Source organism: Bradyrhizobium ferriligni (assembly GCF_056837965.1).
Map to the genome: position 1 here is coordinate 50,837 of NZ_JBXEJO010000024.1, position 15,954 is coordinate 66,790.

Here is a 15,954-nt window from a genome sequence, read left to right on the forward strand (position 1 = left end):
CAATTCGCGTAAAATCCACGCCACCCGGCGGCATTTTTTCACAGGGGATTCTGCGTTCACGGTCTGGACTCTTACTCGCCGAGTCCCGTTGGGACTATTCTGTTTTGATTCGAGCGCGACGGGGGGTCTTCGTCGGGCTGACTGGTCCTGCTTGGGCATGATCGGCGGACAAACGTTGTACGTTTGCCGTGAGGGAACACCGGTCTCCTCTTTTCCGGATCATGCCTGGGGTTTGTGCGTTCTGGGGCAACATATGTCGGGCGTAGTCGCGGCAATGCGTCGAACCCTGCTGTCATGCACCTCACTGGCGCGCGACGGCATGATTGGGCTCGCCATCACCGCATTGCTGCCGGCCCGCGCAGCGTTTGCCGCCGAGAGCCCGGTCGCCCAGGCGGTGTCGGATCATTTCGGCTTCAATCACCAGGAGGTCGCGGTCCTCGCGACGTCGCTTGCGCTGGTCGGCTTCTCGGCCGTCGCCGCGATCCTCCTGATGCGCACCCGCGTGCGCGCGACGAGGGCCGAGGAGCAGTTGCAGTCCGAGATCACGGACCTGCAGGCGCAATCGGACCGGCTGCGCGCGCTGCTGTTCGTCGAGCCGCAGGTCCTGATCTCCTGGGCCGCGGGCGACAACCGGCCACAGATCTCGGGCGACATCTCGCTGGTGATGTCGCAGGAAGGCTCGCCGCAGCGCGTCCTCGCCTTCGGAACCTGGCTGCCGCCCGAGCCGGCGCTGCAGATGGACCACGCCGTCGATGCGCTGCGCGAGAAGGGCGAGGCATTCCTGCTCAACCTCTCGACCTCGGCCGGCCGCGCCATCGAGGCGATGGGCCGCGCGATCGGCGGCCAGGCCATCGTGCGGATCCGCGAGCTCGGCGGCCTGCGCCGCGAACTCGCCGAGTCCAACCTGCGCTACAAGACGCTGCAGGAGGAAACCGAGCTGCTGCGCGATTTCGCCGCCGCCGCGCCATGGCCGATCTGGGCCAAGAGCCTCGAGGGCAATCTGCGCTACGCCAACGCGGCCTATGTCCGCGCCACCGAGGGCAAGAGCGTGTCGGACGCGCTGCAGCGCAATCTCGAACTGCTCGAAAGCGACCAGCGCACTGAATTGACCCGCGCGCTGAACGACAATGCCAATTATGCCGCGCGGCTGCCGATCGTCGTCAGCGGCGAGCGGCGGATCTACGACGTGCAGGCGCTCAAGCTCTCCGGCGGCAGCGCCGGTATCGCGATCGACGCCAGCGAAGCTGCGGCGTTGCGCGCGGGGATCGCGCGGATGGTCGAAGCGCACCGGCGCACCCTCGACCAATTGTCCTCGGGCGTCGCGGTGTTCGATGCCGACCGGCGGCTCACCTTCTACAACGAGTCCTACCGGCGGCTGTGGGGCCTCGACCAGGCCTTCCTCGACGGCAACCCCGACGACTCCAGTGTGCTGGACCGGCTGCGCGCCAACCGCAAGCTGCCCGAGCAGCCGGATTTCCGCGCCTGGAAGGCCAAGCTGCACGAAGCCTATCGCGCGGTCGAATCCGAGACCTATACCTGGTTCCTGCCCGACGGCCGCGCCATCAGCGTGGTCACCACGCCGAACCTCGAGGGCGGCGTCACCTATCTGTTCGACAACGTCACCGAGAGCCTCGACCTCGCCCGCCGCTACGACCGCCTGACGCGGGTGCAGCGTGAGACCCTGGACAATCTCGGCGAGGCGGTCGCGGTGTTTGGCAGCAATGGCCGCGCGGAACTGTTCAACCCGCCCTTCGCCAAGATGTGGAAGCTGCCGGCCGATGCGCTGCAGGGCGAACCGCATATCGAGGCGGTGGAAGCGCTGTGCCGGCCGCTGTTCGACGACGCCCTGACCTGGCGCACGCTGCGCGAGCAGATCACCGCGATCGAGAACCGCGCCCAGGTCGCGCTCAAGCTCGAGCGCAGGGACGGCAGCGTGCTGAACTGCATGACCATCCCGCTGCCCGACGGCAAGACCTTGCTGGCCTTCCAGGACATCACCGACACCGAGAATGTCGAGCGGGCGCTGCGCGAGCGCAACGAGGCGCTGGAAGCCGCCGACCAGATGAAGGTCGATTTCGTCCACCACGTCTCCTACGAGCTGCGCGCACCGCTCACCACCATCATCGGCTTCGCGCATTTCCTCAGCGATCCCTCGACCGGACCGCTGACGCCGAAGCAGGCCGAATATCTCGACTACGTCACCAAATCGACCAACGCGCTGCTGGCGCTGACCAACAACATTCTCGATCTCGCCACCATCGACGCCGGCGCCATGAAGCTCGAGCTCGGTCCGGTCAATATCGGCCAGGCGATCGAGGCCGCCGCCGAAGGCATCCAGGATCGCCTCGCGACCGACCGCATCACGCTCAAGGTCGATATCGAGCCGGACATCGGCGCCTTCGTCGGCGACGAGCGGCGGGTGGTGCAGGTGCTGTATAATCTGCTCGCCAACGCCGTCGGCTTCTCGCCGCATGACGCCACCGTCACGATCAGCGCGCACCGCACCGAGCACAGCGTGGTGTTTGCGGTGACCGACGCCGGTCCCGGCATTCCGGCCGAGATGCGCGACAAGGTGTTCAACTGGTTCGAGAGCCATTCGCACGGCTCGCGGCACCGCGGCGCGGGGCTTGGCCTGTCGCTGGTCCGCTCCTTCGTCGAACTGCATGGCGGACGGGTGCGGGTCGATTCGACCGTAGGCCGCGGCACGACCGTGACCTGCGACTTCCCGATCGACCAGACCGCACATCGCAACGCTGCTGAATGACGGCGACCTCGACATTCTCGGTGGCGCTCGCGAACGAGACCGCGACAGCGGAGCTGATGGCCGACCTCGCGCTGCTGATCGGCGCCGGCGACGTCATCACGCTGTCCGGCGACCTCGGCGCCGGCAAGACCACCGCCGCGCGCGCGCTGATCCGTTACCTCGCCGCCGACGACGCGCTGGAGGTGCCGAGCCCGACCTTCACGCTGGCACAGAGCTACGAGCTGCCGTCGTTTCCGCTCGTCCATGCCGACCTCTACCGCATCAACGACGCCAGCGAGCTCGAGGAGATCGGGCTGTCGCCGCTGCCCGACGACATCGTGGCGCTGATCGAGTGGCCGGAACGCGCGCCCGGCGCGATGCCCGCCGACCGCATCGATATCGCGTTCAGCCATCGCCCGGCGCTCGGATCGGCGGCGCGCGCGGCCGAGATCACCGGCCATGGCAAGGGCGCGGCGAAGGTCGCGCGGCTCAACGAGCTGCGCCAGTTTCTCGATCGCGCGGGCTTTCTCAATGCCCGGCGCGAACGCATGCCGGGCGACGCCTCGACGCGCTCCTATGCGCGGCTGCGCAACGACGACGGCACCGTCATCCTGATGAACTCGCCGCGCCGTCCCGACGGCCCGGCGATCTACAGCGGCCAGTCCTACAGCGCAGCGGTGCATCTGGCCGAAGACGTCAGGCCGTTCGTCGCGATCGGAAACGGCCTGCGCAAGCATGGCTTTTCCGCGCCCGCGATCCGTCACACCGACCTCGGATCCGGCTTCCTCATCACCGAGGATTTCGGCGCCGAAGGCATCATCGATGGCGATCCGCCGCAGCCGATCGCCGAGCGTTACGAGGCCGCCGTCGACATGCTGGCGGCGCTGCATCGTGAAGTGCTGCCGGAGCAATTGCCGCTGACATCAGACGAGAGCTACGACGTCCCGGTGTTCGACATCGACGCCTGGCTGATCGAGATCGGGCTGATGCTGGAATGGTACTTGCCCGACCGCGGCGTGCAGCCGAGCGAGGAGCTTCGCGCCGAATTTCTCGGGATGTGGCGCGGCCTGCTGGAGAAGCCCGCAGCCGCGCCGCGGACCTGGGTGATCCGCGACTTCCATTCGCCGAACATCATCTGGCTTGCCGAACGCACCGGTATCCTACGCGTCGGCGTCATCGACTTCCAGGACGCGCTGCTCGGCCCCGCGGCCTATGACGTGGTGTCGCTGCTGCAGGATGCGCGGATCGATGTGCCGGAGCAGCTCGAGCTGTCGCTCTTGACCCGCTACATCAAGGCGCGGCGCGCCACCGATGAGAGCTTCGATCCGGCCGGCTTCGCCGAGCTCTATGCGATCATGTCGGCGCAGCGCAATACCCGCCTGCTCGGCACCTTTGCGCGGCTCAACCGCCGCGACGGCAAGCCGCAATATCTCAAGCACCAGCCGCGGATCTGGACCTATCTCGAGCGGTCGCTGGCGCATCCGGCGCTGACCAGCTTCCGCATCTGGTACACGGCCAACTTCCCTCCTCCAGTACCGTAGTTTACGGGTTATTAGCCTCGCCTCCCCTAAGGTTGCGGAGCCCGCACCTGATCCATGGCGCGGCCGGATCTGGAGCGGGACCACACGATGGGGACGGAACGACGCAAGGGCGATCGTGTCACGTTTGAGCGCGGCATAGCGGCGCACATGATGGGCATCGACGGCACCTGGCGGCGCGACTGCACCATGGAAGACGTGTCGGAGACGGGCGCCAAGCTCTCCGTCGACGGCTCGGTCGAGGGCCTGAACCTGAAGGAGTTCTTTCTGCTGCTGTCGTCCACAGGATTGGCCTATCGCCGCTGCGAGCTGGCATGGGTCAATGGCGACCAGATCGGCGTCAACTTTCTCAAACAAGGCGACAAGAAGAAGAAAACTGCCAAACGCGGCACGCAAGCTGCCGACGTCTAGGCCAGGGTCGTCATTGCCGTCTTACGGCCGTCATGTCCGATGACTATGGCGTCTGATTGATGTGCTTGCCGAATCGCCGTGATATGATCGGCGCATGAGAGATGATGACCGAGAATATCCGGAAGATGCCCGTCACACCCCATAAGGCCATGGTGCTCGCTGCGGGCCTCGGCGTGCGCATGCGCCCCCTGACCAACACGATGCCGAAGCCGCTGGTCAGCGTCGCCGGCCAGCCGCTGCTCGACCATGTGCTCGACAAGCTCGCCGGCGCCGGCGTCAGCGAAGCCGTCGTCAACGTGCATTATTTGCCCGACCAGATCATCGAGCACGTCAAGCCCCGCAGCCGTCCGCGCGTGATCATCTCCGACGAGCGCGACCAGGTGCTCGGCACCGGCGGCGCGGTGGTGAAGGCGCTGCCGCTGCTCGGCGATACGCCGTTCTATCATCTGAACGCGGACACGATGTGGATCGACGGCGTGCGCTCCAATCTGGCGCGGCTCGCGGAGACCTTCGATCCCGCGCGGATGGATATCCTGCTGCTGATGGCGCCGACCGCCTCCAGCATCGGCTATGGCGGGCGCGGCGACTATTCGATGTTGCCGGATGGCGCCTTGCGCAAGCGGCGCGAGCATCAGGTGGTGCCGTTCGTCTATGCCGGCGCCGCGATCATGTCGCCTGCGCTGTTCGCCGACGCGCCGGCCGGCGAGTTCTCGCTGACCAAGATCTTCGACCGCGCCAACGAGCAGGAGCGGCTGTTCGGCCTGCGCCTCGACGGCGTCTGGATGCATGTCGGGACGCCCGACGCGATCCAGGCTGCGGAAGAAGCGTACCTGGAGAGCGTCGCTTAGGCGGCGCCCGTCGTCAGCCCTCGGCGTCGATCGCGAGCACCGCGAAGCTCGCAAGCCAGTGTTCGCCCATATAATCGCTCGCGATATGCGGCAAGCCGGCGTCGAGATGGCGTCGCGCGGCATCCTGCAGGATCGGACGACGGGCATCGGCCGCCGGCAATGCGCCGGCCAGCGCCCGCCAGCACCATGCGCGGCTGAGATTGAGCCCGTCGAGATGCGCCAGCTTGCCGTCCGTGCGATCGGTGACCGTTGCGGGTCGGAACAGGGTTGCCGGTTCGCGCAGTTCGAGCCGCGGCAGGAAGCGGTCGAACCAGGACAGGAAGTCACCCGGCGCCAGCAGCCGGCGCATGCACTGCGCTTCGATGAGCGCGGACGACTGGAAGTCGTCGCCGCTCGGCTCACCCCAGGCGGGGCAGTTCTGATCGGCGCCGTACCAGCGCAGCGCCGTGTCGCGCAACAGCGCGCCGAACGCATCGTCCTGTGTCACGGCGGCGTAGTCGGCTGCCATGCGCAGCCCGAACGCTGTGTTGAAATGGGTGCCGACCCGCACCGGATAGGTGGCGAGCGGCAGGAAATCGCGGTAGCGCTGCGCGAAGATCCCGGCCAGCGGCGCGATCCGCTCGTGCCAGTTGGCGTTCTCGAGGAGCGAGAGTTCCGCTGCGAGCTTCAACAGCCAGCCCCAGCCGTAAGGCCGCTTGAAGCCACGCGCGGTCGGGGCGGCGAGATAGCTGCATTCCGCCGCTACCTTTTCCGCAACGAACTGCGCGTCGAACAGCGCGCGGATATCGTCCGCCGCCCCGGATGAGGGATAGCGGCGCAGCAGCCGGGCAAGCATCCAGTAGCTGTGGACGCAGGAGTGCCAGTCGTAGCTGCCGAAGAACACCGGATGCAGCTCGCGCGGCGTGCGCGCGTCCTGCGGCCCCGCCAGCACGTGATCCGGCTTGTTCGGATATTCGCGCGTAACGTGGCCAAGCGCGATGCGCGCGAAGCGGACGGCGAGCTCTTCGGTCAGGATCGTCGCGCTCATGGTGAGGCATTCTCCTTGCGCTCGCGGCGAACGAGCATCTCGATCAGCCGCGGCGTCATATAGATCGGAAACTGCGTGGCGGCGAAGAACAACGCCGTCATCGGCGACACCGCAGCGCCCATCGCCGACCAGACCAGTCCGACATTGCGGTTGCCGAGAATGAGGCCGCTGGTCAGCCGCGCAGCCAGATTGCCCGGCGTGAGCAGCGCGCCGCACAATTGCAGGGCAAGATTGCAGGCGAAGGCAAGGCCGACGCAGGTGAACGCCGCGGCCGGTTGCGCTTCGATCTGGGTGCGCACCCCGGCCATGGTGGCGATCGCGAACAGCAGCAGCGAGGCGAGCACGAGTGCGTCGATGATGCGCGCGTGCTGCGCCAATCGTGCAGCGGCCTGACGGCGCAGCAGCAACGCCAGCGCGCCGGCGGCGCCGACCAGCAGCGCCAGCCGGGCCGCAAGCGCCAGCGGATCGAGCGCCAGATCGGCAAATCCCGCGGCGATCAGCGGCACGGTGACCGGCGCCAGCGCCATCGACAGCAGCGTCACCGCAAGCGGAATGGTCGCGTCGAAGCCGAGCATGCGCGCGACGGCCGCCGTGCCGCTCGACGGCGGCGCACACACCGACAGCACCAATGCGACGATCAGCTCGGGTCGAAAGCCGGCGCCGCGCGCCGCGAAGCCGACGGCAAGCGGGCTCGCCAGCATGGCGAGCGCCGGCAACAGCAGCCAGACCAGCGGCCGGCGCAATGCGCGCCGGAACGCGGTCCCGTCGACCTGGAGGAAGGTGCCGAGCACCAGAACGAAGATCGCCGCCGCCATCAGCGGGCGCGCGCTGTCCGCCAAGGCAGGGAAAGCCAATCCTGCCAGCACGCCGATGATCAGCAGGGTCGGCCCGCGCGGCACCAGCCTCGCAAATCTCGCCAAATTCGTGGGTCCCGTCGTCATGTCCGGCCAACGAGCATAGGCCGGGGCAAGTCATTGTTGAAATCGATTATTATTATAGGCACTATTGTTACGATGAATTTAGCTGCCATCGATCTCAACCTGCTGGTCGCCTTCGAGGCGCTGATGGAGGAGCGCCCCGTCACCCGGGCGGCCGAGCGCATCGGGCTCGCCCAGCCGTCCATGAGCAGCGCGTTGCGGCGGCTGCGTGCGCTGTTTGCCGACGAACTGTTCCTGCGTGCCGGCGCGGGCATGCAGCCGACCGAAAAGGCGCTGGCACTGGCCGGGCCGATCGGCGAAGCGCTGCGGCAGATCCGGAGCGCGCTGGTGCCCGATCAGGGCTTCGATCCGGCCATCGCGCGACGGCGCATCACCATCGCCGCGACCGACTACGGCGATCTCGTTGTGGTGCCGGAACTGACCCGGCTGCTGCGCATCGAAGCGCCCGGCATTGACCTTGCCGTGCGCCCGCTTACCGATGCGACGGTGGCGCTGGCGAAGCTGGAGCGCGGCGAACTTGATGCGCTGATCGGCGGGCACCTGCCGGAGTCGCCGCGCTGTGTCCGGCACCGGCTGTTCGAGGAACGCTTTGTCTGCGTCCGCGATGCACGCGCGAACCGATCGGAGCGTCTCAGTCTGAAGGATTACGCGACCCTGCCGCACGCGCTGTTCTCGGCGGCCGGCGGCGACGGCCTGCCGAGCGTGATCGACGCGCTGCTGGCACGCCATGGACTGAAGCGACGGGTAGCGGTGACGCTTGCGCATGTGGTGGCCGTTCCGTTCGCCGTGGCCGGCACCGATCTGATCGCCACGATGGCCGAGCGCGTCGCCCGGCGCTTCACGCATCTGGCCGACATTGCCGTCGTCGCACCGCCGATCGACATCCCCGCCTTCGCGATCGACCTGATCCATACAAGCCGCGCCGCCCGGGATCCGGCGTTGCGCTGGTTCCTGGATGCCGCCGATCGCTGCGCCGGCCGATTGCGATATTGAGCGGTGACGTTGACCGCAGGGCTATCGCATATGGGAGGAAATGGATTTGTCCGCACCGTCATGGCCGGGCTTGTCCCGGCCATCCACGTCTTTCTTCACCTGGAAACAAAGACGTGGATGCCCGGGACAAACCCGGGCATGACGAGTTTGTGGAGCGACCGAGCTCATATGCGATAGCCCTGACGTTGATCGGGAGGGGTGGCTAACGACGGCCGCCGCTCCCTATATTGGCGCCGGATTCGAATCAGGCAGCCCATGCGCGTCTTCAGTGTTCCCGTTTCTGCGCCGTTCCTGCGGACCGTCATCTCGGCGCTGGTCGATGGCCGGCTGGTCGCGGGATTCGAGGCGCAGAGCGATCCGGCAAGGCTCGCCAACGCCACGCTGTATCTGCCGACCCGCCGTGCCGGACGGCTGGCGCGGGAAATCTTCCTCGATGTGCTCGAGTCCGACGCAGCCGTGCTGCCGCGCATCGTCGCGCTTGGCGACATCGATGAGGACGAACTTGCCTTCGCCGACCAAAGCGAGGACGTCGGCGGCGCCGCCCCGCTGGAGATTCCGCCAAGGCTCGGCGAGCTCGAGCGCCGGCTGACGCTGGCGCATCTGGTCGCGGCCTGGGCGAAGACGCCGGTGTCGGCGCCGCTGGTGGTCGGCGGCCCGGCTTCGACCTTGCAACTCGCAGGCGATCTGGCGCGGCTGATGGACGACATGGTGACGCGCGGCGTCGACTGGCGCGCGCTCGACCGCCTGGTGCCGGACCAGCTCGACAAATATTGGCAGCATTCGCTCGACTTTCTGCGCATCGCGCGCGACGCCTGGCCGAACTACCTCAAGGAGATCGGCCGGATCGAGCCCGCGGCGCGCCGCGATCTCCTGATCGAGGCGGAAGCGGCGCGGCTGACCGCGCATCACGCGGGCCCTGTGATCGCCGCCGGTTCGACCGGCTCGATGCCGGCGACGGCGAAATTCCTGCACGCGGTGGCGAAGCTGCCGAACGGCGCCGTGGTGCTGCCCGGACTCGACACCGATCTCGACGAGGACTCCTGGGACACGATCGGCGGCGAGCGCGGCGATGACGGCAGGTTCACCACGCCGCCCTCGTCGAACCATCCGCAATTCGCGATGCACGGTCTGCTCGACCGCTTCGGCATCAAGCGCCGCGATGTCGAGAGCCTTGCCGAGCCCGCGCCGCTCGGCCGCGAGGTGCTGGTGTCGGAGACGATGCGTCCCTCGACCGCGACAGCGCAGTGGCATGACCGGCTGGAACGGCCGGAGATCGTGGCGCGGATTTCCGCCGGGATGACAAACCTCACCGTGGTCGAGGCGCCCAATCCGGAAATGGAGGCGCTGGCGATCGCGGTCGCGATGCGCGAGGCGCGGCATCTCGGCAAATCGGCCGCGCTGGTGACGCCGGATCGCGCATTGGCGCGCCGCGTGATGGCCTCGCTGACGCGCTGGAAGCTGGAGTTCGACGATTCCGGCGGCGATGCGCTGATGGAAACGCCGGCCGGCGTGTTCGCCCGCCTGACCGCGGAGGCTGCAGCCAAGGGGCTGGAGCCAGCGATATTGCTCGCGCTGCTCAAGCATCCGCTGTTCCGGCTCGGCGGTTCGCATGGCGCGCTGCGGCGTGCGATCGAGGTGTTGGAGATCGCGCGGCTGCGCGGCACGCGGCCGCAAGCCGGGACCGGCGGCCTCGCCCGCGACTTCGCGCGTTTCCGCGCCGAGCTGGTCAAGCTGCACGGCGGCGAGACCTCGTCGCTGCACGCCATGGAGCCGCGCGCCCGGCTGCGCGACAACGAGCTCAACCAGGCCGAGGGCCTGATCGCCAGATTGCAGGCGGCGCTGGCGCCGCTCGAAGGCATGGCGTCGTCAAAGCCCTACGACTTCGCCGAGCTCGCCGCGCGCCACCGCGAGGCGCTGATCGCGCTGTCCGGCGACCGGAACGGCGTTGCTGTCGTGTTCGAGGAGCGCGCCGGTGCGTCGCTGGCGTCCGCGTTCGACGAGCTGCTCGCCAAGCAGCAGCCGAGTGGGCTGATGACGCCGCTCGCCGATTATCCCGAGGTGTTCCAGACCGCCTTCACCGACCGCATGGTGCGGCGGCCGGAATCGGCGCGCGCGCAGCTCAACATCTTCGGCCAGCTCGAAGCACGTCTCACCGAATCCGATCGCGTCATCCTCGGCGGTCTGGTCGAGGGCGTCTGGCCGCCGGCGCCGCGGATCGATCCCTGGCTGAGCCGGCCGATGCGGCATGAGCTCGGGCTCGATCTTCCCGAGCGGCGCATCGGCTTGTCCGCGCACGACTTTGCGCAGCTGCTCGGCCATGACGAGGTGATCCTCACCCACGCCGCAAAGGTCGGCGGCGCGCCGGCGGTCGCCTCGCGCTTCCTGCATCGGCTCGAAGCGGTTGCCGGCGAAGCGCGCTGGAAGGCCGCGACATCGGCCGGCGAAACCTACGTGCAATATGCCGCCGAGCTCGACCGGCCCGACAAGGTCGAGCCGATCCCGCAGCCGGAGCCGCGGCCGCCGCGCGAGGCACGGCCGTTGAAAATGTCCGTCACCGCGATCGAGGACTGGCTGCGCGATCCCTACACGATCTATGCGCGCTACATCCTGCGGCTCGATCCGCTCGACCCCGTCGACATGCCGCTGTCGGCGGCGGATCGCGGCTCGGCGATCCACGAGGCGCTCGGCGAGTTCACGCAGGTCTATGCCGACGCGCTGCCTACCGACACCCTGCGCACGCTGCGCGAGATCGGAGCCAAATATTTCGCGCCGCTGATGGAGCGGCCCGAGGCGCGGGCGCTGTGGTGGCCGCGCTTCCAGCGCATCGCCGCGTGGTTTGCCGAATGGGAGCAGGCCCGGCGCGGCAATATTGCTGCGATCAAGGCCGAAATCCGCGGCGAGATCGGTATCCCGCTCGACGACGCCAGGACCTTCACCCTCTCGGCGCGTGCCGACCGGATCGAGCGGCGCGACGACGGCAGCTTTGCGATCCTCGACTACAAGACCGGCCAGCCGCCGACCGGCAAGCAGGTACGCATGGGCCTGTCGCCGCAGCTCACCCTGGAAGCCGCGATCCTGCGCGAGGGCGGCTTCGCTGACATCTCGGCGGACTCCTCGGTCGGCGACCTCGTCTACGTCAGGCTGAGCGGCAACAATCCGCCGGGCGAGCAGCGTTCGCTGGAGCTGAAGATCAAGACCAACGACACGCCGCAGCCGCCCGATGAGGCCGCCGACAGCGCGCGGCGCAAGCTGGAGGCCCTGATCCGCGCCTTCGACGACGAGCAGCAGGCCTACACCTCGCTGAACCTCTCGATGTGGGCCAACCGCTACGGCGCCTATGACGACCTCGCGCGCATCAAGGAATGGTCCGCCGCCGGCGGCCTGGGGATCGAGGAATGGTGAAGGCTATCAGGCCCATCCCGCCCGCCGTGCGCGACGCGCAGGCGCGCGCGTCCGATCCGAAGGCGTCGACCTTCGTGTCGGCCAACGCCGGCTCGGGCAAGACCCATGTGCTGGTGCAGCGCGTGATCCGCCTGCTGCTGTCAGGCGTGCCGCCGGAAAAGATCCTCTGCATCACCTTCACCAAGGCGGCTGCGGCGAACATGGCCGAGCGCGTCTTCACGACGCTCGGCCATTGGGTGACGCTCGACGACGCCGGGCTCGATGCTGCGATCCGCGAGGCCGGCATCGCGCATCCAGATTCGAAGCTCCGCAAGGAAGCTCGCAAACTGTTTGCCTGCGCGCTGGAGACGCCCGGCGGCTTGAAGGTGCAGACCATCCACGCGCTGTGCACCCGCCTGCTGCAGCAGTTTCCGTTCGAGGCCAACGTGCCGGCGCGCTTTGCCGTGCTGGATGACCGCGACCAGAACGAGATGATGGAGCGCGCCAATCTCGCGGTGTTCCTCGAGGCGTCGCGGATTCCCGACAGTCCCATCGGCCACGCGCTGCGGACGGCGATGGCAAATGCCGCCGACGTCACTTTCAAGGAGGTGGTCCGCGAGGCTTGTCTGAGCCGCGACCATTTCATGGCCTGGACCGATGCCGCCGGCAACGCCGCGGCCGCCGCCGCGCAGATGTCGGCCGCGCTCGGCGTCTCCTCCGATGATCGCATCGAGGATGTCGAGCGCGAGATCGTCGACGGGCCGAACCTGCCGCGGTCGAGCTGGAAGGAGATGGCCACGCTTCTCGATACCAGCAGCAAGGCGGATCAGAAGCAGGCCGAGCGGCTGCGGAGCGCGCTGACCTTTACCGGTGCAGCCCAGGTCGAGGAATATCTCGGCGTCTTTCTCACCGACGACCGCGCGCCGCGCGCATCTGTGGTCACCAACAATTTCATCAAGAAGAATGCTGTCGCAGGCCACAGGTTCGAGGCGGAGGTCGACCGTCTCGGTCCCTTGATCGAGCGCCGCCGCGCCGTGGTCGCGCGCGACCGCACCGAGGCGCTGATCCACATCGCGACCGCGGCCGCCGCGCACTACCGGCGCGAGAAGCTGGAGCGCGGGCTGCTCGACTACGACGATTTGATCGACAAGACGCTGGCGATGCTCGACCGCGTCTCCTCCGGCTGGGTGCATTACAAGCTCGACCGCGGCGTCGATCACGTGCTGATCGACGAAGCCCAGGACACCAGCCCGCGGCAATGGGATATCGTCGCCCACATCATCTCGGAATTCACCTCCGGCGCCGGCGCGCGCGACGGCCTGGTGCGCACGGTGTTCGCGGTCGGCGACGAGAAGCAGTCGATCTTCTCGTTCCAGGGCGCAGCGCCGCGCGAATTCGACCTGCGCCGGCGCGAGTTGAAGCGGCGGTTCGAGGAAGCCGGGCTGAAATTCGACCCGGTGTCGTTCACCTATTCGTTCCGCTCGGGGCCGGTGATCCTGCATTCGGTCGACCATGTGTTCCGCGAGCAGGAGATCTTCCGCAGCATCCATGCGGTCGAGAACGGCTACCCGATCCACAACGCGATGACCGACGCCGGCCCCAGCCTGATCGAGCTCTGGGATCTCGCGGTTGCCGACGACCGCCAGGACATCGAAGGCTGGCGCGCGCCGTTCGACGGCGTGTCGGTGACCAGCCCCGAGGTGAAGCTGGCAAGGCGCATCCAGGCCGAGATCAAGCGCCTCGTTGCCAGCGGCACCATGACCGGCAGCGCCGGCGGACGGCGGCCGCTCAGCTATGGCGACATGCTGATCCTGGTGCGGCGGCGCGGCAACGCCTTCGACGCGGTGATCCAGGCGCTGAAGCACGCCGGTATCCCGGTCGCCGGCGCCGACCGGCTGAAGCTGACCGAGCACATCGCGATCATCGACCTGATGAACCTCGCCGATGCGCTGTTGCTGCCGCAGGACGATCTCGCGCTTGCGGTGGCGCTGAAGAGCCCGTTGTTCGGCCTCGACGACGACGATTTGTTCAAGCTGGCGTATCAGCGTCGCGGCTCGCTGCGCGAGGCACTGGCCACGCCGGCGCCGACCGATGAGCGCTTTTCGGCCGCGCTCCGCCGTCTCGAACAATGCGAGCGCCGCTTCACCCAGGAGACGCCGTTCGCGTTCTACGCCTGGCTGCTCGGCGGCGACGGCGGACGGGCGCGCATCCTGCGCCGGCTCGGCCACGAGGCCAACGACGCGCTCGACGAATTCCTCGAGCTCGCGCTGAGCTATGAGCGCAAGGCGCCGGCTTCGCTGCAGGGCTTCGTCGCCTGGCTGCGCGCCGCCGACACCGAGGTGAAGCGCGACATGGAGATTTCGCGCGACGAGGTCCGCGTCATGACCGTGCACGGCGCCAAGGGCCTCGAGGCATCGGTCGTGTTCCTGGTCGACACCACGACCTCGCCGTCGGACACGCAGCGGCTGCGGCTGATCCATCTGCCGCAGGGCAATGCCGCACCGAACGCGCCGGGCGTCGTGGTGTGGGCCGGCAAGAAGGCCGAGGATCCGCCCGGCGTCGCGGAGGCGCGCAAGGCGATGCTCGGCGACACCGAGGACGAGTATCGCCGCCTGCTCTACGTCGCGATGACCCGTGCCGCCGACCGGCTGATCGTCGGCGGCTGCATGCCGGGCAACATGAACACGGTGCGGAAATCGTCCTGGTACGATCTGATCACCAAGGGGCTCGCCGGTTCCGGGCTCAAGCTCGAGGAGCTGGAGACGCCAGGCGGCAAGGTGATGCGCTATTCGCGGCCGGATGACGTCGCCGATCTCACCGGCGCTGCTACGTCAGCGGCGACGGCGCCGATCGAGCTGCCGTCCTGGCTGCGTGCTGCGGCCGCACCGGAAGCATCAGCGGCGAGCATGCTGCGTCCGTCCGATCCGACTGATGACGACAGCCATCCGATCCGAACCGGCGAATCGGTGCTGCTGCGCGCCCGCGCCCTGCAACGCGGCACGCTGGTGCATCGCCTGCTGCAATCGCTGCCCGATGTCGCTGTCGAACGACGGCTCGGCGCGGCGCTCGGCTATCTTGCGCGCAATGCCGATGGCTGGAGCGAGGAAGAGCGCGCGGCGCTGGCTCGGCAAGTGGTCGCCCTGACCGTCGATCTGCGCTTCGCGCCGGTGTTTGCCCCCGGCAGCCGTGCCGAGGTTTCGATCGTGGGCCGGCTGGAGCGGCCGGGCCGGCCAAAGGCGCTGGTCTCCGGCCAGATCGACCGGCTGATGGTGACGCCGAACGAGGTCCTGATCGTCGATTTCAAGACCAACCACGCCCCGCCCAAGACCGCCGCCGAGGCCCCCAAGGGTTATATCCGGCAGCTCGCGCTGTACCGTGCGGTGCTGGCAAAGCTTTATCCCCAGAGGATCATCCACGCCGCCCTGCTCTGGACCGAAACGACTGAAATCATGGAGATTTCCGCCTCCGCGCTGGACGCCGCCCTGGCATAAGTTCATGTTGGCGTGAGTAACCTTGACCCGGCAAGGGGGCGTTCATAGGTTTGACCCATGCTCCCGGGCGCGATTCTCAACCGCGCCCTTTGTCTCAACCGAACGAGGTACTCACATGGCCGTTGGCAAGGTTTCTGACGCCGATTTCGAAGCCGAAGTGCTCAAGGCGACCGGGCCGGTGGTCGTCGACTTCTGGGCCGAGTGGTGCGGCCCCTGCCGCATGATCGCGCCCGCTCTCGATGAGATTTCCGGCGCGATGGGCGACAAGGTCAAGATCGTCAAGCTCAATGTCGACGAGAGCCCGAAGACCGCGTCGAAGTATGGCGTGATGTCGATCCCGACCCTGATGATCTTCAAGGGCGGCGAGATGGCGTCCCGTCAGGTCGGCGCCGCTCCGAAGGCCAAGCTGCAGCAGTGGATCACCGCCGCGGTCTGATCCGTTTCGAATTAGCTGATTTGTGCAAACGGCCGGCGATGAGCCGGCCGTTTTGTTTTGCACCCCGATCCCTGCGGTTGCGCGGCAACGCTTAGGAACCCGAGCGGGTGGCCCACGTTCTGGTGTCAAATGGCCCTCGGGAGGGACC

General features: G+C 67.7%; 10 protein-coding genes. 8 read left to right on the plus strand and 2 right to left on the minus strand.

Annotated elements, in window-relative coordinates; all coding sequences use genetic code 11:
• The first annotated feature begins 253 nt into the window (after positions 1–253).
• From AC1VNY_RS16250 to AC1VNY_RS16265, 4 genes are all read left to right on the plus strand, one after another.
• Positions 254–2,764 carry a PAS domain-containing sensor histidine kinase gene (locus AC1VNY_RS16250; RefSeq protein WP_482405913.1) on the plus strand — a complete coding sequence of 837 codons (2,511 nt, stop codon included), beginning with the start codon at positions 254–256 and terminating at the stop codon, positions 2,762–2,764.
• Positions 2,761–4,284 (plus strand): tRNA (adenosine(37)-N6)-threonylcarbamoyltransferase complex ATPase subunit type 1 TsaE, encoded by a 1,524-nt coding sequence (gene tsaE, locus AC1VNY_RS16255; protein WP_482405914.1) that lies wholly within the window; start codon positions 2,761–2,763, stop codon positions 4,282–4,284. The genes AC1VNY_RS16250 and tsaE overlap by 4 nt, the downstream gene beginning before the upstream one ends.
• 87 nt (positions 4,285–4,371) lie before the next feature.
• A complete protein-coding gene (locus AC1VNY_RS16260) occupies positions 4,372–4,692 on the plus strand; it encodes a PilZ domain-containing protein (protein WP_028341691.1) in 321 nt (106 codons plus the stop codon).
• A gap of 125 nt (positions 4,693–4,817) precedes the next feature.
• A complete protein-coding gene (locus tag AC1VNY_RS16265) occupies positions 4,818–5,540 on the plus strand; it encodes a nucleotidyltransferase family protein (protein WP_482405944.1) in 723 nt (240 codons plus the stop codon).
• Positions 5,541–5,553: 13 nt separating this feature from the next.
• Here the strand turns inward: AC1VNY_RS16265 and AC1VNY_RS16270 are convergent, their stop codons facing one another.
• Positions 5,554–6,567, minus strand: a complete 1,014-nt coding sequence (locus AC1VNY_RS16270; RefSeq protein ID WP_482405915.1) for a DUF2891 domain-containing protein — start codon at positions 6,565–6,567, stop codon at positions 5,554–5,556.
• Complete coding sequence (locus tag AC1VNY_RS16275; protein WP_482405916.1) at positions 6,564–7,487, minus strand: hypothetical protein; 924 nt, start codon at positions 7,485–7,487, stop codon at positions 6,564–6,566. Before AC1VNY_RS16275 ends, AC1VNY_RS16270 begins: the two co-directional genes overlap by 4 nt.
• Positions 7,488–7,541: 54 nt before the next feature.
• Here AC1VNY_RS16275 and AC1VNY_RS16280 point away from each other — a divergent pair, with 54 nt between their 5' ends.
• The 4 genes from AC1VNY_RS16280 to trxA all read left to right on the plus strand — a co-directional run bounded on the left by AC1VNY_RS16280 (position 7,542) and on the right by trxA (position 15,806).
• Positions 7,542–8,498: a LysR family transcriptional regulator gene (locus tag AC1VNY_RS16280; protein ID WP_482405917.1), complete on the plus strand. Its 957-nt coding sequence runs from the start codon at positions 7,542–7,544 to the stop codon at positions 8,496–8,498.
• A gap of 255 nt (positions 8,499–8,753) precedes the next feature.
• Positions 8,754–11,900 (plus strand): double-strand break repair protein AddB, encoded by a 3,147-nt coding sequence (addB, locus tag AC1VNY_RS16285; RefSeq protein WP_482405918.1) that lies wholly within the window; start codon positions 8,754–8,756, stop codon positions 11,898–11,900.
• Positions 11,894–15,370, plus strand: a complete 3,477-nt coding sequence (addA, locus tag AC1VNY_RS16290) for a double-strand break repair helicase AddA (protein ID WP_482405919.1) — start codon at positions 11,894–11,896, stop codon at positions 15,368–15,370. The genes addB and addA overlap by 7 nt, the downstream gene beginning before the upstream one ends.
• Before the next feature lie 115 nt (positions 15,371–15,485).
• Positions 15,486–15,806, plus strand: coding sequence for a thioredoxin (gene trxA / locus AC1VNY_RS16295; RefSeq protein ID WP_016847387.1), 321 nt, complete (start codon positions 15,486–15,488; stop codon positions 15,804–15,806).
• Positions 15,807–15,954: the final 148 nt, after the last annotated feature.

Coding starts and splice junctions, on each gene's coding strand:
- AC1VNY_RS16250 (WP_482405913.1), top strand. CDS start 254: ATGTCGGGCGTAGTCGCGGCAATGCGTCGAACCCTGCTGTCATGCACC.
- tsaE (WP_482405914.1), top strand. CDS start 2,761: ATGACGGCGACCTCGACATTCTCGGTGGCGCTCGCGAACGAGACCGCG.
- AC1VNY_RS16260 (WP_028341691.1), top strand. CDS start 4,372: ATGGGGACGGAACGACGCAAGGGCGATCGTGTCACGTTTGAGCGCGGC.
- AC1VNY_RS16265 (WP_482405944.1), top strand. CDS start 4,818: ATGCCCGTCACACCCCATAAGGCCATGGTGCTCGCTGCGGGCCTCGGC.
- AC1VNY_RS16270 (WP_482405915.1), bottom strand. CDS start 6,567: ATGAGCGCGACGATCCTGACCGAAGAGCTCGCCGTCCGCTTCGCGCGC.
- addB (WP_482405918.1), top strand. CDS start 8,754: ATGCGCGTCTTCAGTGTTCCCGTTTCTGCGCCGTTCCTGCGGACCGTC.
- addA (WP_482405919.1), top strand. CDS start 11,894: ATGGTGAAGGCTATCAGGCCCATCCCGCCCGCCGTGCGCGACGCGCAG.
- trxA (WP_016847387.1), top strand. CDS start 15,486: ATGGCCGTTGGCAAGGTTTCTGACGCCGATTTCGAAGCCGAAGTGCTC.